Origin of the sequence: Xenorhabdus entomophaga (assembly GCF_037996725.1) — a bacterium.
Taxonomy (GTDB): Bacteria; Pseudomonadota; Gammaproteobacteria; order Enterobacterales; family Enterobacteriaceae; genus Xenorhabdus; species Xenorhabdus khoisanae.
In genome coordinates this window covers 15119-40216 of the sequence record NZ_JBBMXH010000004.1, presented here as the reverse complement: position 1 = coordinate 40216, position 25098 = coordinate 15119, and the positions used below count along the sequence as shown (strand labels likewise).

22 protein-coding genes are annotated in these 25098 nt (G+C 43.5%); 11 read left to right on the top strand and 11 right to left on the bottom strand.

What is annotated here, in order from left to right; translation table 11 throughout:
- Window positions 1-5: 5 nt before the first annotated feature.
- The 5 genes from asmA to apbC all read right to left on the bottom strand — a co-directional run bounded on the left by asmA (window position 6) and on the right by apbC (window position 6146).
- Window positions 6-1886, bottom strand: coding sequence for an outer membrane assembly protein AsmA (gene asmA, locus AAC854_RS01485; RefSeq protein ID WP_340615582.1), 1881 nt, complete (start codon window positions 1884-1886; stop codon window positions 6-8).
- A 62-nt stretch (window positions 1887-1948) separates the two neighbouring features.
- Window positions 1949-2530 carry a dCTP deaminase gene (gene dcd, locus AAC854_RS01480; RefSeq protein WP_340615581.1) on the bottom strand — a complete coding sequence of 194 codons (582 nt, stop codon included), beginning with the start codon at window positions 2528-2530 and terminating at the stop codon, window positions 1949-1951.
- A gap of 47 nt (window positions 2531-2577) precedes the next feature.
- Window positions 2578-3219 carry a uridine kinase gene (gene udk / locus AAC854_RS01475; RefSeq protein ID WP_340615580.1) on the bottom strand — a complete coding sequence of 214 codons (642 nt, stop codon included), beginning with the start codon at window positions 3217-3219 and terminating at the stop codon, window positions 2578-2580.
- Between the two features lie 379 nt (window positions 3220-3598).
- On the bottom strand, window positions 3599-4678 hold the full coding sequence (locus AAC854_RS01470) for a YiiG family protein (RefSeq protein WP_340615579.1): 1080 nt from the start codon (window positions 4676-4678) through the stop codon (window positions 3599-3601).
- A gap of 355 nt (window positions 4679-5033) precedes the next feature.
- Entirely contained in the window at window positions 5034-6146 is a 1113-nt protein-coding gene (gene apbC, locus AAC854_RS01465) for an iron-sulfur cluster carrier protein ApbC (protein WP_340615578.1), read from the bottom strand.
- Window positions 6147-6328: 182 nt separating this feature from the next.
- Here apbC and metG point away from each other — a divergent pair, with 182 nt between their 5' ends.
- From metG to sanA, 6 genes are all read left to right on the top strand, one after another.
- A complete protein-coding gene (metG, locus tag AAC854_RS01460; protein ID WP_340615577.1) occupies window positions 6329-8356 on the top strand; it encodes a methionine--tRNA ligase in 2028 nt (675 codons plus the stop codon).
- Between the two features lie 148 nt (window positions 8357-8504).
- Window positions 8505-8936, top strand: a complete 432-nt coding sequence (locus AAC854_RS01455; protein ID WP_340615576.1) for a CidA/LrgA family protein — start codon at window positions 8505-8507, stop codon at window positions 8934-8936.
- On the top strand, window positions 8930-9625 hold the full coding sequence (locus AAC854_RS01450; protein WP_340615575.1) for a CidB/LrgB family autolysis modulator: 696 nt from the start codon (window positions 8930-8932) through the stop codon (window positions 9623-9625). Before AAC854_RS01455 ends, AAC854_RS01450 begins: the two co-directional genes overlap by 7 nt.
- 203 nt (window positions 9626-9828) lie before the next feature.
- A complete protein-coding gene (gene cdd, locus AAC854_RS01445; RefSeq protein WP_340615574.1) occupies window positions 9829-10713 on the top strand; it encodes a cytidine deaminase in 885 nt (294 codons plus the stop codon).
- Between the two features lie 240 nt (window positions 10714-10953).
- Window positions 10954-12651 carry an NAD-dependent malic enzyme gene (locus AAC854_RS01440; RefSeq protein WP_340615573.1) on the top strand — a complete coding sequence of 566 codons (1698 nt, stop codon included), beginning with the start codon at window positions 10954-10956 and terminating at the stop codon, window positions 12649-12651.
- A 172-nt stretch (window positions 12652-12823) separates the two neighbouring features.
- On the top strand, window positions 12824-13558 hold the full coding sequence (gene sanA, locus AAC854_RS01435) for an outer membrane permeability protein SanA (RefSeq protein ID WP_340615572.1): 735 nt from the start codon (window positions 12824-12826) through the stop codon (window positions 13556-13558).
- Between the two features lie 64 nt (window positions 13559-13622).
- On the opposite strand, the gene yeiB is transcribed toward sanA, so the two are convergent.
- The 3 genes from yeiB to AAC854_RS01420 all read right to left on the bottom strand — a co-directional run bounded on the left by yeiB (window position 13623) and on the right by AAC854_RS01420 (window position 16797).
- Window positions 13623-14780: a DUF418 domain-containing protein YeiB gene (yeiB, locus tag AAC854_RS01430; RefSeq protein WP_340615571.1), complete on the bottom strand. Its 1158-nt coding sequence runs from the start codon at window positions 14778-14780 to the stop codon at window positions 13623-13625.
- 15 nt (window positions 14781-14795) lie between these two features.
- The gene (folE, locus tag AAC854_RS01425) at window positions 14796-15464 is read right to left on the bottom strand and encodes a GTP cyclohydrolase I FolE (protein WP_047961917.1); all 669 of its coding nucleotides are present in this window, start codon (window positions 15462-15464) and stop codon (window positions 14796-14798) included.
- Between the two features lie 148 nt (window positions 15465-15612).
- Window positions 15613-16797 carry a YbfB/YjiJ family MFS transporter gene (locus tag AAC854_RS01420; RefSeq protein WP_340615570.1) on the bottom strand — a complete coding sequence of 395 codons (1185 nt, stop codon included), beginning with the start codon at window positions 16795-16797 and terminating at the stop codon, window positions 15613-15615.
- Window positions 16798-17017: 220 nt separating this feature from the next.
- Between AAC854_RS01420 and moeA the strand changes: the two genes are divergently transcribed.
- The gene (gene moeA / locus AAC854_RS01415; protein WP_340615569.1) at window positions 17018-18259 is read left to right on the top strand and encodes a molybdopterin molybdotransferase MoeA; all 1242 of its coding nucleotides are present in this window, start codon (window positions 17018-17020) and stop codon (window positions 18257-18259) included.
- 12 nt (window positions 18260-18271) lie between these two features.
- The gene (gene moeB / locus AAC854_RS01410) at window positions 18272-19021 is read left to right on the top strand and encodes a molybdopterin-synthase adenylyltransferase MoeB (RefSeq protein ID WP_340615568.1); all 750 of its coding nucleotides are present in this window, start codon (window positions 18272-18274) and stop codon (window positions 19019-19021) included.
- A 50-nt stretch (window positions 19022-19071) separates the two neighbouring features.
- On the opposite strand, the gene AAC854_RS01405 is transcribed toward moeB, so the two are convergent.
- A complete protein-coding gene (locus AAC854_RS01405; RefSeq protein ID WP_340615567.1) occupies window positions 19072-20667 on the bottom strand; it encodes an ABC-F family ATPase in 1596 nt (531 codons plus the stop codon).
- 264 nt (window positions 20668-20931) lie between these two features.
- Between AAC854_RS01405 and AAC854_RS01400 the strand changes: the two genes are divergently transcribed.
- Window positions 20932-21939: a Gfo/Idh/MocA family protein gene (locus tag AAC854_RS01400; protein ID WP_340615566.1), complete on the top strand. Its 1008-nt coding sequence runs from the start codon at window positions 20932-20934 to the stop codon at window positions 21937-21939.
- 234 nt (window positions 21940-22173) lie between these two features.
- Here the strand turns inward: AAC854_RS01400 and AAC854_RS01395 are convergent, their stop codons facing one another.
- Together AAC854_RS01395 and AAC854_RS01390 are read right to left on the bottom strand one after the other, a co-directional pair.
- Entirely contained in the window at window positions 22174-22638 is a 465-nt protein-coding gene (locus tag AAC854_RS01395) for a GNAT family N-acetyltransferase (RefSeq protein WP_422824018.1), read from the bottom strand.
- A gap of 22 nt (window positions 22639-22660) precedes the next feature.
- Entirely contained in the window at window positions 22661-23221 is a 561-nt protein-coding gene (locus AAC854_RS01390) for an LOG family protein (RefSeq protein ID WP_340615616.1), read from the bottom strand.
- A 195-nt stretch (window positions 23222-23416) separates the two neighbouring features.
- Between AAC854_RS01390 and rhtA the strand changes: the two genes are divergently transcribed.
- Window positions 23417-24307 (top strand): threonine/homoserine exporter RhtA, encoded by an 891-nt coding sequence (gene rhtA / locus AAC854_RS01385; protein WP_340615565.1) that lies wholly within the window; start codon window positions 23417-23419, stop codon window positions 24305-24307.
- A gap of 233 nt (window positions 24308-24540) precedes the next feature.
- Window positions 24541-25047 (top strand): DNA starvation/stationary phase protection protein Dps, encoded by a 507-nt coding sequence (gene dps / locus AAC854_RS01380; RefSeq protein ID WP_340615564.1) that lies wholly within the window; start codon window positions 24541-24543, stop codon window positions 25045-25047.
- Window positions 25048-25098: the final 51 nt, after the last annotated feature.

Below are 25098 nucleotides of genomic sequence, written 5' to 3'. Positions count from 1 at the left end.
TCTATTTAATGATTACCTTTATTTTTATTCAGCAATTCCTCTAGTTTTTTAAGGTTCTCATTATCGTTATTATTTTCGAGCCAATCTTTGATGGATTTTTTGGCTCTTTCTTGTAACTCATCACGCAATACAGGTTCCACATTCAACGTATATTGCAGGTTATTCCAGTCACCGTAAACTCGCAGTGGCACTCTTAACTTCGCCAAACGACGTACCAATTCGTTCTGTTTACCCCATCCATCGGTCAATTGCACCCATAATGCAACATCGGTGTTCTGTTTCAGTAAATTTGCTTTCCCTTTCCCCTGAATATTGAGAATGCCGGAAGTTGCGGTAAGTTCACTAATATTAATCTCACCACGATCCAATTGTGCTTTCACTGACATATTTTTCGCTTCAGTAAAATCATCTGTATTCGTAGGTTGACTGACTTGATCAGTCGCCCGGGAAAAAGATTGCTGAATAAGCTGAGGAATATTCAATCCTTTCAGACGCGCGTTTTTCAGATCGATATTCAAATCACCCTGCCAATAATGGGAAATGGCATATTCGTCATACCCTTCCCCCACAAGATTACCATCCACGTTAATCTGACCATTGAATATCGGCGGTAATGCTAATGCGGTTAACAATGGCTCCAGTTCAATTTTCTGTAAAAATGGCTTTGTATGTAATTTTGCAGGAGTCACTGTGGCATCAATCGTAGTTGGCAGCGCAAAATGCCCACCAAATAGATTGCCGTTTAACTTTTCAATTTTCGCTAAGCCGTTATTATTCACAGCCTGCAAGCCAAAATTATCAATATTCATCCCCTGATAAATGAGCTTATCCGCCATGAATGAGACATCAGCATCAACGCCTTGCAAAAAAGTGAGATCATAATTGGACAATGGCGAGACTGATGCCGCGATGACTGGTTTTGAAGAGTTATTTTCGATTTGATAATCATGTTTTGCCTGCGGGGTATTTTTCGGTAAAACATCCCACCCCAACAGATTGTCCAGATTCAATTTTGGCGATGTCAGGTTGATGGAATATTGCGGCTTATCTTTCAATATGGCAGTAATATTACCTTTCAGCTCATTCTCATCATTTATCATCAACGCTATTTTTTGCAGTGATATTGATTCAGGTGAAGCCTGATACTTCACTGTAGCACTGCCCGTCCCTTGAATTCCGGCAGATGGCAGACCAACACCCTTTAATTGATACGTCAGGGAATTAATGTCAGCCAACATTTTCTGCGGGTAGTCGGAAATATCCACTGAGGCGCCAAGTTCAAACGCCAATTCTTTCTGGTTCTGATTAATTTTACTGCTGAGTTTGAGGTCAACGTGATTTTTATCACTGCGTTCCAACAGTAAATTGATACCACGAACATTTAATTGGGAATGATCACTGGCTTGCCAGATCAGTAAACTATCCACTACTTTGATTCTGGCAATATCCAATTTCCAAGCCTGACGGCCAGAGACGGCGGGATAGCGAATATCACTTTCCGGCGCAATCGGAGCTTGCAGCCGTTTCTGCGGCTGGCTATCTGGTGTGAATCGCAATACAGCCTCTTTCAGCATCACTTCTTTAACTGAAAGCTGGTGGGATAACAGAGGCAACAACTCCACGTCCAGACGCATATTTTCTGCCACAATTGCCGGCTTTTTAGCATTCTGAGCGGTCAATGATACCTGCCCAGTCAGAATGCTCAGTTTTGGCCAGGCATGCCAGCGTAAATCATCCTGAAACACGAGCTGGTAGCCACTCTTCTTTTGTACCTGCTTGACTATATAGTCACGGAAATCATTTGGGTTAATTAACATGACCAGCGTAGTTAAACCAGCAACAATGACTACCAACAAAATAACGAGTGTCGTCAACAATCTTTTCATGACTTCCCCAGTCTCATGTCTACAAGATGACTATTTTCACCAGAAAGCTTTACCAGAAAAGATTAATCTTCACTGATACGGCTACCTACGGCTCCCTGCTGATTTTTATATTTAGCATCCTGACGTCGGTTATAAGGCCGTTCAGCCGATCCCGAAAGCGGTTCAAAGCTCAATGCGCCTATGACCATCCCGGGGCGTAAAGCCAAAGGCAGCTTACCTGAATTATAGAATTCCAGAACGATTTGCCCCTGCCAACCCGGATCAATGCGATGCGCAGTGACATGCACCATCAGGCCGAGACGCGCCAGAGATGAACGCCCATCCAGCCAACCGACTAAATTATCAGGCAGTGTGACAGATTCCAGCGTTACCGCCAAAGCCAATTCACCGGGATGGAGGAAAAATACTTCTCCAGCCGGCAAAGTAATTTCATCGCTCATGACACGGTCAAGTGCCGCATTGACTTCCGCCTTAGGGCCACTCAAATCAATGTAAGCAGCAGTATGACCCCGAAAAACGCGAAACTGATTCCCAAGGCGCACATCAGCAGTTGCCCCATTAATACGTTCAACAGGGGGACGTGGGGTAATTACCAGCTTACCTTCATCTAGCCATTTAATAATGTCACGGTCACAGAGTCGCATTATTTCCTCTCAAATACGATGATACTTATGAATGCCTGAACAGCAGGTTATTCGCAAAATTGGCCAATCTTGGCTTTTAAGATATCAATGGCCACGCGGTTCTTCCCACCACGAGGTACAATAATATCGGCATATTGTTTTGATGGCTCGATAAATTGCAGGAACATGGGTCGTACTGTTTTCTTGTACTGTTCCATGACGGAATCCAACGAACGCCCGCGTTCATTCACATCGCGTTTAATACGGCGCATCAAACAGATATCCAGTGGTGTATCGACAAAAATGGAAAAGTCCAACTCTTGGCGCAAGCGCTTATCCGTTAATAGTAGGATACCTTCGAGAATAATGACTCTTTTCGGTTCAAAATGAATGGATTCAGGTTTGCGGGTGTGTTCAACGTAGTCATATTGCGGCAATTCAATGGAGTTTCCGGCCTTCAGTGCCTGGAGATGTTCAAACAGTAAATTGTGATCCATTGAACTTGGGTGATCATAATTAACTTTATAACGTTCTTCTATTGGGGTGTTGGTTTGATCTTTATAATAGCAATCTTCTGGAATAACACCGATATTGTGATCACCAACCTGAGCGCGTAATTCTCTATAAAGTGTGCTGGCAATAAGGCTTTTGCCTGAGGCAGAGGCACCTGAGATACCTACGATTGTACACTTATGTGCTTCATCAGCCATAGTAGAAATAACCTGGTTAAAAAAGAAAAAAATTAAAGTGGGAACATAGTATTCACGAATACCATGTGGGGCGGATTATAGGGAGTTAGTGGCTTCTATTCCAGAGTAAACAAGATAAGTCTCGTTTTTTTCGATACGCTTCGCATAAAAATCCCGCGATTTTATGCTTCAAGTGGAGAATACGCTAAAAATAATCCTTCAATGGTATGTAATTGAAATTCAGAAAGTGATGTGAGGCATTTCGGCAGATAAAATAGACATCACCGAACATAGGACAATGGATCTGTAACTATAGGAGCCATTGACCTACGTTTTCAGTACGGAGTCCCTCAAATATCATAAACCATCACGGATGATAATAATATCAATAGGTTAATCATTAATCTAACCTATTAAATCTCTCAACAAATTGATTATACTCTCGTATCAGCTTGCCGACAGAACCATTTACCAACCATTCAGAAGAAGTGCCTAAATTTTTTTCCTCAAAATCTGAATAAGGAACTTTATCCCTGATCCTGCGGATACGCTCTTTCGCCGCCTTCGCATAACTGTCAGCTTGGGTTAGCAAAAAATTATAACCTATATAGGAGTGGTCACCCGAATTCTGACGTTCTGCAACCAAGGGTTGCGCATTTTCTGTCTTGCTTTGCAATTCAGCAACCATAACAAATGCTTGTGCAGTATCAAAAGTATCTTCTTCGATCATCTGATTGATTTTTTTGGCATCGATTAAGATTGCCAGACTATAATATTCCAACGTTCGACCATCTTCTTTTTCTATTTGCTGTAAAGCGGCCAGTTGACGTTCATCATTAATCTTTTCAATAGATTGAGAGAATTCTTCAGACATTGGTTCAAATGCCTGATAAGCAGCGATCAATTGAGGATGTTTCGCTTTGCCTTTGGCAAAACCATCATCTTTGTGATCACCTTGATCATAATAGCGATTCAGGGCATTGATTTCTGCGACAAGTTTTACTGATGACTCAATATAATTAATAGCAATATCATCAATCGGCTTCAATGCGGGTGTCATCGCAGCAACTTTTTTAATTTTTCCCTGACAACGGGTTACGCTATCCTGGCTAACCGGATAGATGCCATAAACCACTTTTTCATTACCTGTAGGGCCTTTTTCTAAGTCTTTAACCCAATCACTATAGCGATCTATACTTTTATGGATATATTCATCCAGTGAGTTATAACACTCAATATATGCCTGCATTTTTTCTGAAATAACTTGTTCAGTACCCTGAGCAGATTCGCCTTTTAATTCCTTAGCTAATTGTTCAACTTTCCCTGCGATTGAATTATCTTGCGCAGTTTCAGATGATGATGCAGAGGCTACTGGCTGTGCTGATTCTTCTTTCTTGTTATCACACGCTGATAACGCTAGCGCAATGCAAAACGCTACAACCCCTTTTTTCCATTTTGTAGAGCTACCATTAAAATCCATTGCCATTCCTTACATAAGATTTTTTAAGGTGGACAAAATACCTTTTGAAAAGATAGATTTCAAGGCGCTGGCTTAACAACAAAGTAGTTTAACTAATGAATTAAAATTTCAATAAATGACTCATCAGGGAGATTAAGTTTTCTTAATTTCACTGTTTTTATGTAATAAAGGCAATAAATCGAGTTTTACTTCTAATTTATTAATCAGGAAAGAATAAAAAACCAGACAAATAATTAAATTAACTAATGCTTTTAACTAAAGCAAAAAAACGCCGCTCACAAAAAACTGTCAACTAACAACGGCGTTTTTATCTATTTTTTAAATAACCACTTAAATAAAACTGCAACTATTTAAATCAAACTGCACGGAAAGAAATTTCAGTCGGGATCGTTTCTCCCTGCCAATACATCTGTGCAGAAATACCGGCAGCAATTTCACGATAAATATCCGCAAATTCACTATCAGGCTGACTAATCACCGTCGGTTCACCACGGTCAAGATCTTCACGCAATGAAATATGCAGTGGAATTTTCCCCAGTAATTGACAATGATATTTTTCTGCGAGTTTTTCTGCTCCACCGGTACCGAAAATCGGCTCATGATGACCGCAGTTACTGCAAATATGGGTGCTCATATTTTCAATAATGCCTAAAACCGGCACATTGACCTTCTGAAACATAACAATGCCCTTCATGGCATCAATCAGGGCGATATCCTGTGGTGTTGTAATAACCAGCGCGCCAGTCACCGGAATATTCTGGGATAGCGTTAACTGAATATCACCTGTCCCCGGTGGCATATCAATCACCAGATAATCCAAATCTGGCCACAAAGTATCCTGTAGCATTTGCATCAAGGCCTTGCTCGCCATCGGGCCACGCCAGACCATTGCATTATCATCGGTAACAAGGTAGCCGATGGAGTTAGTCGCCATGCTATGTACCATAATCGGGGCCATATGCTGACCATCTGGGGAAGTCGGGCGCTCTTTAGCTGTACCAAGCATATTGGGGATAGAGGGGCCGTAGATATCCGCATCCAGAATACCGACTTTTGCTCCTTCCTGTGCCAGTGCCAGCGCCAAATTTACCGCCGTACTGGATTTCCCCACACCGCCCTTACCTGAACTGACCGCTACAATATTGCGCACACCATTTACGCCCTGCAAGTTATTGGCGCGGCGCAATGTGCTGATATCATGGGTTAATCGCCACTCAACGGCTTTCGCTCCCGTCGCGGCTTGCAGGGATTGAGTTGTTTCTGTTTTTAATACTTCAAAGGCGCGTTTCCAGACGAACGGCATGATTAATTCAATATGCAATACACCATCCAGCATAGTGCACTGATGCAACGCTTTCAGGGCGATCAAATCTCGCTCTAATGTCGGGTGTTTGAATGTTGCCAGTATCCTGGCAACGTGTTCTTTCAGCAGGTCAGGATTGGTCTGCTCGGGGGATTGTGAGTTCATCCCGGCTCCTTTTGATTTCTCTTTTTTCAACCTAAAACCGTTCGGACATCATAACAGAAGCTAACGGCTTCAGATAAGGCCATAAGTAAAAGTGACGAAGTTCTCCCGTTACCCTAGCAGCAATGCTCTCGATCAGGTAACATCAAAAACCCTTTTCATTTTACGGAAGTCAGATCCTAACTATGTCTCAAGTCGCGAACAAACTATTGGTGACCTGTGCGTTACCTTATGCTAACGGTCCAATTCATCTCGGTCATATTCTGGAACACATTCAGGCTGATATTTGGGTTCGTTATCATCGAATGCGCGGCAAAGAGGTTCACTTTGTCTGTGCTGATGATGCCCACGGTACACCAATCATGCTGAAAGCCCAGCAGAGTGGAGTTTCACCAGAAGATATGATTGCCAAGGTGAGCCTGGAGCATCAGCAGGATTTTGCCGGCTTTGCCATCAGCTACGATAACTATCATTCTACGCATAGTGAAGAGAACAAAGCCCTTGCATCTAAAATTTATCTGGAACTGAAAAAGAACGGCTACATCAAGAACCGGACAATTTCTCAGTTGTACGATCCAGAAAAAGGCATGTTCCTGCCAGACCGTTTCGTCAAAGGTGCCTGCCCAAAATGTAAGGCAGAAGATCAGTATGGCGATAACTGTGAAGTTTGTGGAACAACCTACTCTCCAACGGAGCTGATCAACCCTCGTTCCGTTGTTTCTGGAGCCACGCCAGAAATGCGTAACACAGAGCATTTCTTCTTCGATCTTCCTGCCTTCAGCGATATGCTGCAAAAATGGACTCGCTCTGGTACGTTGCAGGAGCAAGTCGCAAACAAAATGCAGGAATGGTTCGAAGCCGGGTTGCAACAATGGGATATCACCCGTGATGCACCTTATTTCGGTTTTGAAATTCCGGATCAACCGGGTAAATATTTCTACGTTTGGCTGGACGCGCCAATTGGCTACATGGGCTCATTCAAAAATCTGTGTGATAAGCGTGATGACCTGAATTTCGATGAGTTCTGGGAAAAAGATTCCAAAGCGGATCTCTACCATTTCATCGGTAAAGATATCGTTTATTTCCACAGCCTGTTCTGGCCGGCAATGCTGGAAGGTTGTAATTACCGCAAACCAACCAACCTGTTCGTTCACGGTTATATCACCGTAAACGGAACTAAGATGTCCAAATCCCGCGGAACTTTTATCAAGGCCGAAACTTATCTGAAACACCTTGATGCTGATTGCCTGCGTTATTATTACGCAGCGAAGCTCTCTTCCCGCATTGATGATATTGACCTGAATCTGGAAGATTTTGTTCAGCGTGTCAACAGCGATGTTGTTAACAAAGTGGTTAACCTTGCTTCACGTAATGCAGGCTTCATCAATAAGCGCTTTGGTGGCAAACTGGCAGGCCAGCTTGCTGATCCTGCGCTGTACCAAAAATTTGTTGATGCAGCACAAACTATTGCAGAAGACTTCACCAACCGCGAGTTCGGCAAGGCAATCCGTGAAATCATGGCATTGGCCGATATTGCTAACCGTTACGTTGATGAGCAGGCACCGTGGGTTGTGGCAAAACAAGAAGGCCGTGACGCCGATCTGCAAGCGATTTGCTCAATGGGCATTAACCTGTTCCGCGTACTGATGACTTACCTGAAGCCAGTGCTTCCGGGCCTAACTGTGCGTGCAGAAGCCTTCCTGAATACCGAGCTGACTTGGGACAGCATCCAACAACCTCTGTTAAGCCATGAAGTTTCCCCATTCAAGGCACTATTTAACCGCATTGAAATGGCTAAAATTGAAGCTATGGTTGCTGATTCAAAAGAGAGCATCGAACCCCAAAAAACCGTAACTGGCCCGTTGGCGGATGATCCTATTCAGGACACGATTGCATTTGATTATTTTGCTAAAGTTGATCTACGTATTGCATTGATCAAACAAGCTGATTTTGTTGAAGGTTCAGATAAGTTACTGAAACTGACCCTTGATCTCGGCGGCGAGACTCGTCAAGTATTCTCCGGCATTCGTTCAGCCTATCCTGATCCGAAGGCGTTGGAAAATCGCCTGACAGTGATGGTTGCCAACCTTGCACCACGCAAGATGCGCTTTGGTATTTCCGAAGGTATGGTGATGGCAGCAGGCCCTGGCGGAAAAGATATTTTCCTGCTAAGCCCGGATAGCGGCGCACAACCTGGCATGCAAGTTAAATAACTGACGCATGTTCTGAAAAAATATTGATTATTATCAAATGGATACTAAGGCGGACTCAAAAATGAGTCCGCTTTTTAATGTGACGTATGGCACATTTACGGTGTTAGTCGTATGATAAAACCCTCGCTATATTGAGGAATTATCTATTATGTCTTTCCAAAACGTGCTGATGATAGGCTGGCAATATCTGCGCGCATTCGTGTTGCTCTATTTGTGCCTGATCGCGGGAAATATCATTTCAGCACTGCTTCCCTTCTCTCTTCCCGGCAGTATTATTGGTTTACTTCTCCTGTTTTGTTTACTTGCATTCCAAATTATTCCCCCCCATTGGGTAAAACCAAGCTGTAGTCTGTTGATGAAAAACATGACATTGCTCTTTTTACCTATCGGAGTGGGCGTCATGGATTATTACTCACAACTCAGTCAGCAAATATTCCCCATTATCCTTTCCTGTATTGTCAGTACAATCATTGTCATGATTGTTGTTGCCTACAGTTCCCACTATGTCCACCGCGAGCGCATCATTATTGGTGCTAAACAGCAAGAACAGGAAGAACAGGAAGAGAAAGAAAAATGTTAAGTCATATTTGGTGGTCACTACCGTTAACTTTGCTCGTATTTTATTTTGCCAAAAAGCTATCAATCCGGCTCAAACTGCCTATATTTAATCCCTTGTTGATATCAATGGCCGTTATCATTCCCTTGCTACTCATGACAAATACACCTTACACACATTATTTTGCGGGTAGCCGGATATTGAATGATTTGCTACAACCTGCCGTTGTCGCGCTGGCCTTTCCGCTTTATGAACAACTCCATCAAATCCGTGCCCAGTGGAAATCGATTATTACCATCTGTTTTATTGGCAGTATTGTGGCAATGATAACAGGTACTGCCATTGCATTATGGGCAGGTGCTACACCTGAAATCGCCGCTTCCGTTCTACCCAAATCTGTCACCACGCCAATTGCTATGGCCGTCGCTGATTCTATTGGCGGTATTCCCGCTATCAGTGCAGCTTGTGTTATCGCGGTAGGTATTTTAGGTGCAGTCTTTGGGCATAACCTGTTTAATTTTCTGAAAATAAAGACACAGGCCTCACGGGGGCTGGCGATGGGAACAGCATCCCATGCAGTAGGGACTGCCCGCTGTGCTGAAATGGATCATGTCGAGGGAGCATATAGTTCGCTGGCTTTAATGACGTGCGGCATTATTACTTCACTTCTTGCACCTTTTTTATTTCCGATCTTATTGCATCTGTTCGGTTAATTATCCTGCCAACAGCTATTGTTAAAAAAGTTGACAAGGCGTAACCAAAAAGTGAAAAAATTAATTAAAACAGCAAAAATTTGATGTAAGTTGCTAAAATAATGCTTTTATTACACAAATTTCATTAAATATATGGCTATTATCACATTACAAACCTGAACAGACATCCTAGAATGACCTCCAATTAATTTGGAGATCATTCTATGCAAGCTCGTTTTCATGCTATTTGGTCAGAAATCACGCCTAAACTGCAAGAAGCGCTATTACCTTACATTGGCAATGACGACTTTTCTGCCATGCTAACCGCAAAACAGGTTGAATCCGTTAAACAAATCAGTGGATTTGATGATCATGCGCTGGCATTAGCCTTATTGCCACTTGCTGCGGCCTGTGCCATTACACCTATTTCCCATTTCTATGTCGGTGCAATTGCACGGGGAGAAAGTGGTAATCTTTATTTCGGTGCCAATATGGAATTTGCTGGTGTCCCTTTACAGCAAACTGTCCATGCTGAGCAATCAGCAATTACACACGCTTGGTTACGTGGCGAAAAAAAACTGGCTTCCATCACTATCAACTATTCACCTTGTGGTCACTGCCGCCAGTTTATGAATGAGCTGAATAGTGGAACACAATTAGAAGTTTACCTGCCCAATCGCCCCCGATTGACTCTGGCAGATTACCTGCCGGAAGCCTTTGGCCCAGGTGATTTAACAGACTCGCCATTGTTGCTGGATACCGTTAACCACGGGCATCAATTAAATACCAGCGACGAGTTAGTACAGGCAGCACTGGACGCAGCAAACCACAGTCACGCACCTTATAGCCAATCCCACTCAGGGATCGCACTACAGGATGAGCAAGGGCGGATTTATACCGGCCGTTATGCAGAAAACGCCGCATTCAACCCGAGTTTACCGCCATTGCAGGCAGCCCTGATACTCATGAATATGTCAGGCGGAAATTGTCAATCCATCAAACGGGCGGTACTCGTGGAAGGTGAAAATAGCCCTTTATCACAGTGGAATGCAACACAATCGACATTAACCGCACTTGGCTGTACAAAAGTGGAACGGCATACCTTTTAAAATGAACTATACCCAATGGGTATAAGAGTAACTTCACAAAATGGCAGTTTTACTCCTCTATATCGCTCAAGAGAAGTAAAATAAAGAAATTAAATAACATTTTTTTAGCCAATTCTGTATGTTATCTCTCATTTTTGCTCACGATAAATATATTTAAGTAACATTTGCTGTACTTATTTTTTTTATCTTCTTAGGATCTACAGCCGATTTTGTTATTGATTAGTCCAAAGAGTAAGCATCATGGAACTGGAACACGAAAGTAAACGTCCTCTTTATATTCCCTACGCAGGCCCCATCTTATTGGAATTTCCTCTGCTGAATAAAGGCAGTGCCTTTACTGAAGAAGAGCGCAGCAATTTCAATTTGCATGGTTTACTGCCCCAGGCAGTTGAAACAATAGAAGAACAGGCCGAGCGCGCCTACCGTCAATATCGCGATTTCAAAAATGACGCCGATAAGCACATTTATTTAAGGAATATTCAGGACACCAACGAAACGCTGTTCTATCGCCTCCTTGATGCTCATCTCAGTGAAATGATGCCTATCATCTATACACCAACCGTGGGTGAAGCATGTGAGCATTTTTCTGACATTTACCGCCGTGCACGTGGTCTGTTTATTTCCTACCCAAACAAAGCTTACATTGATGACATGCTGCAAAATGCCACCAAGCAGAATGTGAAAGTTATCGTGGTCACTGATGGTGAACGTATTCTTGGTCTGGGCGATCAGGGTATCGGGGGAATGGGGATTCCTATCGGTAAATTGTCGCTGTATACCTCCTGTGGTGGGATCAGCCCGGCTTATACCTTACCGGTTGTGCTGGATGTGGGCACAAATAACCCACAACGTCTGAATGACCCGCTATACATGGGCTGGCGTCATCCGCGCATTACTGGCAAAGAGTATGACGAATTTGTGGATGAATTTATTCAGGCGGTGAAACGCCGCTGGCCAAATGTCCTGCTGCAATTTGAAGATTTTGCTCAGAACAACGCGATGCCACTATTAACCCGCTATCGTGATGAGCTTTGCTGCTTCAACGATGATATTCAAGGTACCGCAGCCGTTGCCCTTGGTAGCCTGATTGCAGCCAGCCATGCCGCGGGACGTCAGCTAAAAGATCAGACCGTGACATTCCTTGGTGCGGGTTCCGCAGGTTGCGGGATTGCAGAGCAGATCATTTCCCAGATGAAATCTGAAGGATTAAGTGATGAGCAGGCCCGTGCTCGTGTGTTCATGGTTGACCGTTTTGGCCTCTTAACCGATAAGCTGCCAAATCTTCTGGATTTCCAGAGTGCGCTGGTACAAAAAAGCCCAGCTCTGCAATCATGGGATGTCAGCAGTGATTCCCTTTCGCTGATGGATGTCGTTCGCAATGCAAAACCCACTGTCTTGATTGGTGTTTCCGGTCAGTCTGGTTTGTTCACAGAGGAAATCATCCGTGAAATGCACAAACATTGTGAACGTCCAATCGTGATGCCGCTGTCTAACCCAACCTCTCGTGTAGAAGCGCGTCCTGAAGACATCATCAACTGGACAGAGGGCAAAGCGCTGGTGGCAACAGGCAGCCCATTTGCTCCGGTAAAATATGAAGGTCAGGAATTCCCGATCGCACAGTGCAATAACTCCTATATTTTCCCTGGTATCGGATTAGGTGTTATCGCTTCCGGCGCTAAACGTGTTACGGATGATATGTTGATGGTAGCCAGCCGTGCATTGGCAGAGTGCTCACCACTGGCACAAACAGGCTCTGGCCCATTACTGCCGCCCATTGATGACATCCAGGATGTTTCTCGCAAGATAGCCAAAGAAGTGGCGAAAAAAGCCCAAATTCAAGGTGTAGCAATTGTCACATCCGAAAATGCACTGGATGAGGCAATTGACCGCAATTTTTGGAAACCAGAATATCGCATCTATAAACGCACCTCATTCTGATAATAATCTTAATAAGCCTGCCAATCATGTTGGCGGGCTTATTCAGTGATTACACCGTCGTTTTAGTTTTTTAATTAATTTTAATATCACCCACTGAAAACTTGCTTCGGTATTTTAAGTAAAGTAGCCTTTAGGCATTGGTCCATAAGTACATATAAGGCAAACGAAAATCATGTGGAAACGCTTGATTACCGGTCTGGTTTTCATTATTGCTGTCATAATGCTGACAGCGATTATGCTTGACCGTTGGATTAGCTGGAAAACCGCTCCTTACATTTTTGATGACCTCAGGCAGCTTCCTGAGCGACAAGTCGGCATGGTACTCGGCACATCTAAATATTATAACACCGGTCAATATAACCAATATTACTTTTACCGTATTCAAGGAGCGGTTAACGCTTACAACAGCGGTAAAGTTAAGTATTTGTTATTGAGCGGAGATAATGCTCAGCACAATTATAATGAACCAATTACCATGCGGAAGGATTTGCTCAAGGCGGGGCTCCCAGCCAGCAGCATTGTGATGGACTTTGCCGGTTTCAGAACATTGGATTCGATTGTCAGAACCCGCAAGGTATTTGATACTGACGACTTTACCATCATCACTCAGCGTTTCCATTGTGAACGTGCTTTGTTTATCGCCATGCATCTGGGTATAGAAGCACAGTGCTATGCGGTGCCTTCCCCTAAGAATATGATGACCATTCGTCTCAGGGAAATATTTGCACGCCTTGGCGCATTGACAGATTTGTATATTCTGAAACGTGAACCACGCTTTTTAGGTCCATTGATGCCAATCCCCGCACCACATATCGTCCCAACCGGGGTTCAGGGTTATCCGGCTGTATCACCAGAAGAGCTACAGGAACTAGAAAAAAACCTCGTAGCAAATAAAAAAGATAAATGAATTAAATATAAAAGAGCCTATCCAATAGGCTCTTAATCTTTAAACAACTTAGAAAATGACTTGCCTAGACTTTACCAGACAATTTTGTTGTTAAACTGCGCCAGAGCTTTTCCATCGGCCCTTGTGAATAACGATTTAACCACCAGCAAGCAAACCCGATATTTAATGCCCAGATAAATGGAACAAATGCCATCAATTCCAAACGAGTAAACCGGCCAAATAATTCAAAGCGATAAAAAAAAGTGGTGCAAATCAAGGTTTGCAACAAATAGCTGCTCAGTGCCATTCTCCCGACCTGACGGAGCCAAAACGCAATTTTCCAGCGTGATATGGTAGACCAGAATCCATAAATCAACGAGATATAAGCCAGTGCCAGCAAGGGTGTTGCCAGTTCAGTAATAGTGTAGCGGACTGTCCACGACGCAAAATAACTGTAAGGGTATAAATACTGAATTGACAAGGCAATACATTGAAGCACCATTCCCACAAAAATTAAGCACAATGCCAATCGCCGGTAATGTTTGCGGCTGAACTCTCCTTTTAACCAACCGTTACGCAGTAGCATTGCGCCAAAAAGCATGACTCCAATTATTTGCCAGCCGTATTGCACAACGACCACAATCATGATGCCACTGATTTGACGGATTCGATGCTCTATAGCCAGTAGCCCGCCATGAGTTTTCCAGTAACTCTCATGAAAGAGGTCTTCCGGTGTTGGCTGCCAGAATGAATTATTATCTCCTACGGGAAATAACCCCAGAAGATAAAACATCATCACGCCGAACAAATACAAAGTCGCCGCTGTGCCAAACAACTTTTGACGCTTATTGATAAAATGCCATGCCAGCAGGCCAACAATGCCATACGACAACAAGATATCGCCATCCCATAGCAAAATACCGTGCAGTAAACCAATAACAGCCAAAATCAGCAACCTGGGAATATTCCAATCACGCCCTCGCTGTTGAAGCAATTCAAGCGATGCCCCAAACAACAGCGTCAAGATGAACAGAAATTTTCCCTGAGTAAAGGTATTCAACATCAGCCATGTCACGACATCAGAGGATGAAACTGAATCGTTATAAAACAGATTCATATAGGCCGCATATGGCAATGCAAAACCGGAGATATTCAGCAGTAATATCCCCAAAATGGCAAAACCACGCAGACTATCAATTACCTCAACTCGCTGGTGCATTACTCCATTAGAACTATGCTCCATGATATTAAAAGTTCATCATGATAATTGCAGATGACGCACGGCACGCAGGAATTCCTGCCGTGTATTCTGGCTGGTTTTAAATAACCCTCCCAGAGAAGTCGTCGTCGTTGTACTGGTTGCATCGCGAATGCCGCGTGCTTTAACGCAATAGTGGACAGCATCAATAGAAACGGCGACATTATTCGTGCCAAGCAGGGCTTGTAGTGCAATCAGGATCTGTTGCGTCAATCGTTCCTGCACTTGTGGACGCTGAGCAAAAAACTGAACAATACGGTTAATCTTCGACAAACCAATGACCTTATCTTTAGGGATATAAGCAACGGTAGCTTTGCCGTCAATGATGACAAAATGGTGTTCGCAGGTGCTGGTTAACGTAATATCACGCACCGTTACCATCTCATCGACTTTCATTTTATTTTCTATCAGGGTGATTTTCGGGAAATTGTTATAATCCAATCCTGAAAAAATCTCATCCACATACATTTTCGCGATACGACCCGGCGTATCCGCCAAACTGTCATCACTCAAGTCAAGATTTAACAGTTTCATAATTTCTGTCATGTGTTCCTCAATGCGTGCCTTACGCACTTCCGGCTCCAGAGTTTGTTCACGCAATGGGGTTTCAAGACCACGGGCGGCCAGTGCTGAATGCACCAATGCAGCTTCTGTACTTAGGGATGACATCAGTTTCTCCAAGAGTAATACTTTCCGTTACTTGACGGATAATCGAAACGTTTATTTTACGCAGATATCAGTGCGTGTAACACCACACGATATTTATTTATTTTTGTATCCACGCACAACTATACCTGTACGTCATCAATGCGCCAAATCAAGATAACTCACGATGAATTTTATGACGATTGAATACCAATAACCCCGCAATGACTAACCCAATAAATGAGATATACAAAGCAGGTTCCAGTTTACCTGTCAGCCATGTTGAAACCGCTGATAATACCGGTCCCACTAATTGCCCCAGTGCATAACCGGTGGTCAGTAATCCCGCCATATAGCGGGCATGGTTTGGTGCCAATTCCCGGCCATACTGCAAAGCCAATTGCACCACACACATAAAACCACCGCCTATCAGTAATGCTCCAATCATCAACCCGGCAAGATCCGGCAACATTTCTGCAATTAAAATGCCTAATGCCTGAAGCCATAACGAAACTGCCAAACGAATTTGAGGCGTTGAGACATTACGCAGCAAAATTCCCAACATAATGCCAATGACAGAAGCACCGCCAAATATGGGCCAGACAAACTGAGCAAACAGGCTACCAGGAAAACGTTCTGACGCCATTTGGGAAAGGAATGTTGCAGGCAAGATATAGCCAAATCCAGCCAGACTGTAACTCCACACGAGTCGCTTAATATCCGGTGTCAGAGTGAGTTTTTGGATGGCAGTTTGTGGGCGGTGCAGTTCACCACTGCGGGGCAAATGACGGCTGATATAAATACTGAGTAGCAAAGCCAGAATGCCATATAACATCCACGCACTGGCGGCGCTCATTTGCCAGGATTGAATCCCCATCGCCAACACACCGCTGATAAAGATCCCCATTCCCGGCCCAGAGAAAACAGCCGCACTTAATCCCGGGCGATTCAGTTTTGCCAACTCATCATTCGCCCATGCCGCAACCAATACCAACGTCCAGCCACTGGCCCAGCCAATAAAGAAACGAGCAATGCTGTGCAAAACAGGACCATCCAGCAATGCCGAAAGCAGCGTAATGATCACTGCTCCCCATAATCCACTCCATAAACGATATTCAACAAAACGCTGAGCCCGCATTGCATCATAAGAACCAGCCAGATAACCAAGATAATTGAATGCCGCAACAATGCCTGCTCCCGTCAATGTTAGCTGGGATTCAGCAATCATCAACGGAACTTGTGGGGTAAAAGTGAAACGCCCTATTCCCATTGCAACAACCAAAGCAAGAAAGCCGCTTAATGCAATCTGAAAAGCCTGATAATGACGTCCACGAGGTGTGATGGTTTGATTGCTCATAGTGATTAAATAATAATGAAATCAATTGGATTAGTGGGAATAAAACAGTTATAACAAATCATGAATATAATATACATCTTTTATTAACAACTGCTTCCCCCTCATTCCCCAGCAAGGCAATCTTTGTCATAATGCGTTCAATTGCAAAAATAAACGCTTCAAAATAAATGATGGTCCGCAAACTGTAATATTTGTATTTGCGGCATATAGGGAGCTTCTCATGGATCACTGTCATACCTCAGACTTAATTTCACTTGAGCAGGCACTGGAAAAATTACTGGCGCAGGCTGTCCCTCTAACTAGCACAGAAACCATTAACCTGACTGAATCTGCGGGCCGTATCACTGCCACTGATATCGTTTCCCCCATCAACGTTCCCCCTTTTGATAACTCAGCAATGGATGGTTATGCCATTCGCGTTGCCGATCTGAACGATCACCAAACCTTGCCCGTCGCAGGAAAAGCACTGGCTGGTGTGCCGTTTCAGGGAAAATGGCCGACCGGCAGTTCTATTCGCATCATGACTGGCGCCCCTATTCCTTCTGGCGCTGATGCCGTGGTGATGCAGGAACAGGCCGAGGTTACTGAAACAGGGATCCGGTTCATTTCTCCGGTAACACAAGGGCAAAATATTCGTACTGTTGGAGAAGACATCACTCAAAATGCGGTGGTGTTACCAAAAGGAATTAAACTTTCCACGGCGCAATTACCGCTGATTGCTTCGCTGGGCATAGCTAAAATTGATGTTGTCCGTAAGCTGAAAGTTGCTATTTTCTCTACGGGTGACGAACTGCAAGCCATCGGCGAACCGTTACAGGCTGGTCAGATTTACGATACCAATCGATTTGCTGTTCACCTGATGTTAGAAAAACTGGATTGTGAAGTTATCGATCTGGGCGTGATCTGCGATGATCCTGCCACATTGCGCCAAACGTTTATCAATGCAGATAAACAAGCCGATTTAGTCATCAGCAGCGGTGGCGTTTCTGTGGGTGAAGCGGATTATACTAAACAGATTTTAGATGAAGTGGGCAAAATCAGTTTCTGGAAGCTCGCGATTAAACCCGGTAAACCTTTTGCGTTTGGCAAGTTGGAGAATGCGTGGTTTTGTGGCTTACCCGGCAATCCCGTTTCTGCTGTGTTGACCTTCTACCAATTAGTGCAGCCACTGATTGCCCGTTTATCCGGCTTTACCACATGGCAACCACCAATGCGCCTCACAGCCAAGGCGACAACGCCATTGAAAAAATCCGCCGGAAGATTGGATTTCCAACGTGGTATCGCTGCCATCAATGAAAACGGAGAATTCGAGGTAAAAACCACAGGCCATCAAGGTTCCCATATCTTTAGTTCCTATAGCTCCGGAAACTGTTTTATCGTTCTGGAACGGGAACGCGGGCATGTTGCAGTTGGCGAAACAGTGCACATCGAATTTTTTAATCATTTGCTGAAAAACCAATAAGATAATAAAACAATGACTATCGAACTTACCGATGAAGAAACCCTGCGCTATAACCGACAAATTGTCTTGCGGGGTTTCGATTTCGACGGGCAGGAAAAATTAAAATCTGCCAAAGTGCTGATAGTTGGTGTGGGGGGCCTCGGTTGCGCGGCTTCCCAATATCTTACTGCGGCTGGTGTTGGAACTATCACCCTGCTGGATTTTGATACGGTTTCCCTTTCCAATCTGCAAAGGCAAATTCTCCATCGCGATGAGCGCATTGGTATGCCAAAAGTCCATTCAGCGGCCCTGACACTACGGGAGATTAATCCGCACGTTACTATTCATCCCATTGAAGGATTATTAGATGATCCTGCATTGGATGAATTGATAAGCCGACACGAAATTGTGCTTGATTGCACAGATAACGTTGCCATCCGTGAACAACTCAATCGTTTGTGCTACGAACGTAAAACATCCTTGGTTTCTGGTGCAGCCATTCGCATGGAAGGCCAGCTTTCCGTCTTTACTTACCAACCGGAAGAACCTTGTTACCGTTGCCTGAGCCGGCTATTTGGTGAAAACAATCTGACTTGTGTTGAAGCAGGCGTCATGGCGCCATTGGTGGGAACTATTGGTTCCTTACAGGCCATGGAGGCCATTAAGCTATTGACTCAGTATGGAAAAACCTGTCATGGAAAAATATTACTGTTCGATGCAATGGCAATGGAATTTCGTGCGATCAAACTGCCTAAAGACCCTAAATGTGAAGTTTGTCAGTAACCCTGATCATAGCCCCGTAAAATAAACGGGGCTATAAACGTTAAGCAGAATTACTCAGCAATACCCTGGCTTCTCAGATACTCATCATAAGTACCTTTAAAATCAACCACCTTATCGGATTTAATCTCCAGAATACGGCTGGCTAATGAGCTAACAAAAGCACGGTCATGGGAGACGAAAATCAACGTTCCCTGATAGAGCTCCAGCGCAAGGTTCAAAGATTCGATCGATTCCATATCCAAGTGGTTGGTTGGTTCGTCCATCACCAAAATATTTGGTTTGTGCATCATCAACTTACCAAACAGCATCCGGCCTTGTTCACCACCGGAAAGCACACCCACTTTCTTCTTGATATCATCCTGACCGAACAATAAACGACCAAGAATACTGCGCACTGCCTGCTCATCATCACCTTCGCGCTTCCATTGACTCATCCATTCAAAGACAGTCAGGTCGCAGTTAAAATCACTGGCGTGATCCTGTGCGTAATAGCCAATGGCACTGTTTTCAGACCATTTAATCGTACCGCTATTTGGCGCTTCCTCTCCGATCAGCGTTTTCAGGAATGTGGTTTTACCAATGCCGTTTTCACCGATCACCGCCATCTTCTCGCCAACTTCCACCAGCAGATTCAGGTTCTTGAACAGCGGCCCGTTATCATACCCTTTGGTCAGACCTTCCAGTTCCAGCGCATTACGGAACAATTTTTTATCCTGATCAAAACGGATATAAGGATTCTGACGGCTGGAAGCTTTTACTTCATCTAACTGGATCTTATCAATCTGACGAGCACGGGAAGTTGCTTGTTTAGATTTAGAGGCGTTGGCACTGAAACGGCTAACAAAAGCCTGTAGTTCGGCAATTTGTGCTTTCTTCTTCGCATTATCTGCCATGAGGCGCTCGCGGGCCTGTGTTGCCGCCACCATATACTCATCATAGTTGCCTGGGAACAGACGCAAGTCACCATAATCCAAATCAGCCATATGAGTACATACGGTATTCAGGAAATGACGGTCATGGGAAATGATGATCATCGTGCTATCACGCTCATTAAGCACTTGCTCCAACCAGCGGATAGTATCGATATCCAGGTTGTTGGTTGGCTCATCAAGCAGCAAGACATCAGGATTAGAAAACAGCGCCTGAGCCAACAATACACGCAATTTCCAGCCCGGAGCGACTGCACTCATTAAGCCATAATGCTGTTCCACAGGAATACCCACGCCCAGTAACAGTTCACCAGCACGTGCTTCGGCACTGTAACCGTCCATCTCACCATAGGCGACTTCCAGATCAGCCACACGATAGCCATCTTCTTCGCTCATTTCGGCCATGGCATAAATGCGGTCACGTTCCTGCTTAACTTCCCACAGCTCCGAGTGCCCCATGATGACCGTATCCAACACGGTATATTCTTCGAATGCAAACTGATCCTGACGCAATTTACCCAGACGCTCATTTGGATCAAGGCCGACGTTACCGGAAGTTGGGGTTAAATCTCCGCCCAGGATTTTCATGAACGTAGATTTACCTGCCCCATTCGCACCAATCAGACCATAACGGTTGCCGTTGCCGAATTTGACAGAAATATTTTCAAACAGTGGCTTACTGCCAAACTGCATGGTGATGTTGTTTGTACTTAACACAACTTTTGCTCTTAAAGTGAATAAAAAGGGAGTTTATAAAATTGATAGCCGCGTATTATGCCACAAGCAGAAAAAAGTATCGCCAGAATGCGTTGCTCAGTTTCAAAATTAGAGAAAAACATCAAATAACATACTGAATACTAATTATTTTTTACATAAACAGAACTAATCTATAGAACAGGGAAATACAGACCCCAAAGCAGTTCTATTATAAACTTTCCCTGAATTTTACAACTCAACAATTTGATGCGCCGGAAAAATACAATGCAAAAAGTAAGATGGGGAATTATTGGTTGTGGTGATGTCACTGAAGTAAAAAGCGGCCCTGCTTTTTACAAACTAGAAGACTCTGAATTAGTGGCGGTAATGCGCCGCCATGCTGATTTAGCCAAAGATTTTGCCAAGCGGCACAATATCAGAAAATGGTATTCAGATGCCGAATCTCTGGTTAATGATCCTGAAATTGATGCCATATACATTGCGACCCCACCTTCTACCCATAAAGAATATACAATTCTGGCAGCACAAGCGGGAAAAACGGTTTATGTTGAAAAACCGATGGCACTGACATTTGAAGAATGCAACGAAATGATTGCCATCTGCCGATTACAAAAAGTCCCGCTGTTCGTCGCTTATTATCGTAGGGCTTTACCCAGGTTTATCAAAATAAAAGAGTTACTTGATTCCGGGGCAATTGGTTCACCGCGAATTGTAAATTGCATGCTATTCAGGGAAATGGCTTCTATCTATCAAGATCCTGATAATTTGCCATGGTTTGTAAAGCCAGAAATATCCGGTGGCGGCTTATTTGTTGATTTGGCTTGCCACACACTTGATATATTGGATTTTCTGCTCGGTAAAATTATCTCAGTTAAAGGGCATGCCAACTCACAGGCAAAAGCCTATCCCGCCGAGGATTGCGTTTCCATGTCATTTCTGTTCGAAAACCAGATTCAGGGCGTTGGAATTTGGAATTTTGTCGCCAGTTCCCGTGAGGATAAAGTCGAAATTATCGGAGACAAAGGCAGGATAGTTTTTGCAACATTCGGTGACTCCCCCATTTCATATTATGATGAAAATAACCAACATCATCAGTACCATTTTGAAAATCCAAAACATATTCAAATGCCATTAATCCAGACAATTATTGCTGAGATACAGGGTAAGGGTATTTGCCCATCCAATGGAGAATCTTCCGCCCGCACCAGTTGGATTATCGACGAGGTATTAAGAGAGTATCGAATGGCTTTCAACAATAATACTAAGAAATGAACTCATTATGGCTAACTTTAGCTGGCTAATTCATCCTGATCATATTTTTCATTCTTACCGATGGCTACCACAATTGCTAAACAGATTAACTAACCAGAAAACAACTTATAGAGACAAATAGACATGAACCATCAGAGTGTAACTCTGATGGTTCAAATAGAGACTTATTGTTGCAAACAGATTGAGCATGGACTGCACATAAAACTTGGAGTGTAATCGAGCCGGATGTGAGGATCACAGAGTAATCGCCATAGTTCTATTCACTTCCTGATACCCTTCCCTTTCATAAAAGCGTATTGCATCCACATTTTGAGATAATACACTCAGTTCCAGATGTGAATAACCATTTTCTTTTGCCCATTTCTGCATCCCAACCAATAACTTCCGGCCAACACCGAGATTTCTGGCATCCTGACTTACTACCAGATCAAAAACATGGCCATAAGTTCTGGGAACCAGGCAGTTAAAAGACGGTGTCTTTTGTTCTTGTGCAATGGCAAATCCCTTTATGCTGCGATCTCCATCTTCCGCAACAAGTAAGTGAAATTTGCTATTATTCACATTGGAAACAATAAAATCTCTGTCTTGTTCAGTCGCTTTCATCCTATCTGGCTGTAACGCTGCCATTTCGCTAAACAAGACATAATAGAGAGATAAAATCGCCTCAATATCCTTTATCAAAGCTGTTCTTATTATCACTATATTTCTCCTTAAGTTGAGATTATTTGAAATAAGTTTTAACAGAAGGAACAACATAATCATTAAAACGGTCGAGTAATAAAGAAGGGTCCTGTTCAACAATTGCCATATGACGATATTTTTCCTGCAAGAACTGCTCATCTGCCATTCTGTCGATCATAGAAATCAGAGGATCATAGAATTGGTTAATATTGAGGATACCACACGGTTTGTTATTCAACCCAATCATGCTCCAGGTAAAAACTTCACTGAATTCTTCCAGTGTGCCAAAGCCGCCGGGCAAAGCAACAAACCCCTCTGCCAGTTCGATCATTTTGCTTTTGCGCTGGTGCATAGTTTCCACAACATGGAGTTCAGATAAATTCTTATGGGAAATTTCACGCTCTTCCAGCAAGGTCGGGATAACACCAATCACTTTACCACCTGCTTTCAGGACCGTATCCGCAACCGTTCCCATAATCCCTACGCTTGCTCCACCATAGACTAAAGTAATGTCACGTTTTACCAGCTCTGTTGCAAAAGATATCGCGCTTTCTTTATAAACCTCAGATATACCAAGGCTTGAGCCACAATAAACCGCAATACTTTTTACAGAACCTTTTTTTCTGGTGCATTTTTAATCACATTCTCTTTCATAACTAAACTCCATTATTTTTTTAATTTCTGATTATACGATAGACTCACAAGCGTACAACTGATAATACTGTTGAGTTATATCTGTTTCACTGCGAAGATGACATTCCCCTAATTAATACGTTGTAACTGAGGTTTTTTTTAAATGTCTCTTTCTAAACATCGGGCAGCTTCTTTTCCACTGTTGCCCATTATTTTATTGCTACTGTCGATGACATCAATTCAGGCCGGAGCCTCACTGGCTAAAACAGTATTCCATGTCATCGGTGCACCTGGTGTCACAGCTTTGAGACTTGCGTTGGGAACAATGATTCTCTTTCTGATTTTTAAACCGTGGCGTCTGAAATTTCAGCGGGATTCTCTGATTCCTCTTTTTGCCTACGGTATTTCACTCGGGGCGATGAATTATCTGTTTTATATGGCCTTGTCCCGCATCCCTCTCGGCATTGCCGTTGCACTTGAGTTCACAGGGCCTCTGGCCGTTGCCATGTTTTCTTCCCGACGCCCACTGGATTTTCTCTGGATTGCTTTGGTCATCGCCGGATTAGGCTTTCTCCTGCCAATCGGGGATAGTGTCAGTACACTTGATCCTATCGGGATTTTGTATGCTTTAGGAGCCGGTGTCTTCTGGGCACTTTATATTATCTTCGGGCAACGTGCAGGAGCTGGCTATGGCGCAGCTACCGTTTCTATTGGCTCACTGATTGCTGCCTTTATCTTCTTCCCGGTCGGGTTAATACAGACTGGCCCTGAATTACTGTTTGATGTTTCACTGCTGCCGATTGCATTGGGGATCGCCATTTTATCTACCGCATTCCCCTACACGCTGGAGATGATTGCCCTTACTCGCCTGCCAGCCAAAACATTTGGGACATTAATGAGCCTTGAGCCAGCATTAGGCGCATTATCAGGTATTATTTTCCTTAATGAGCATTTGACAATGACTCAATGGGTTGCTCTTTTCTGCATTATTTGTGCTTCTATCGGCTCCACATCTACCATTAAACGAAACACTAAAATAGAAAAAATAGAATAGTTATTTTTACCAAAATACTGGCATTATTTATTCAGACCGGAGGAAACCCAATATCCTCCGGTTTTTTATTTTCATAAAATATCTATCAATATCATACCCATCAACATTATACCCATTAATACCAATACCTATTAATACAATAGGAATAAGCGATATGGCTCACGAAAATTTGTCAGCTATAATTATCAAATCTAATGAGGCAATTCATTAATCGGAATTAAGGGAGAACTATTATGAGTACAGCAAAATTAATCAAAACCCAAACTTCTGGCCTTCTTTATACCCGCAATAATGTTGATGAAGATGTTAAACAGAGATCGATTATCGCCTTGAATCATATGGTGATCCAATTTATCGATCTATCCATGCTGACTAAACAGGCCCACTGGAATATGCGTGGCCGGAATTTCATTGCTATTCATGAAATGCTGGACAGTTTCCGCAGTGCCATTATTGAGCATCTGGATATATTTGCAGAACGCGCGGTTCAATTGGGTGGCACAGCATTAGGAACCGTTCAGGAAGTGAATAAACGTACAACGCTGAAAAGTTATCCAACAAACATTCATGATGTACAAGATCATCTTAAGGCACTGGCAGATCGTTATGCCATTGTTGCCAATGATATTCGTCAGGCGATTGTTGATGCGGAAGATGAAAACACAGCAGATATGTTTACTGCGGCCTCCCGTGATCTCGACAAATTTTTATGGTTTATCGAAGCAAACATTGAGCAATAAAATAAAAATATTATTTTTCAAAACATTAAGGCCACTCCTGTGGCCTTTTTT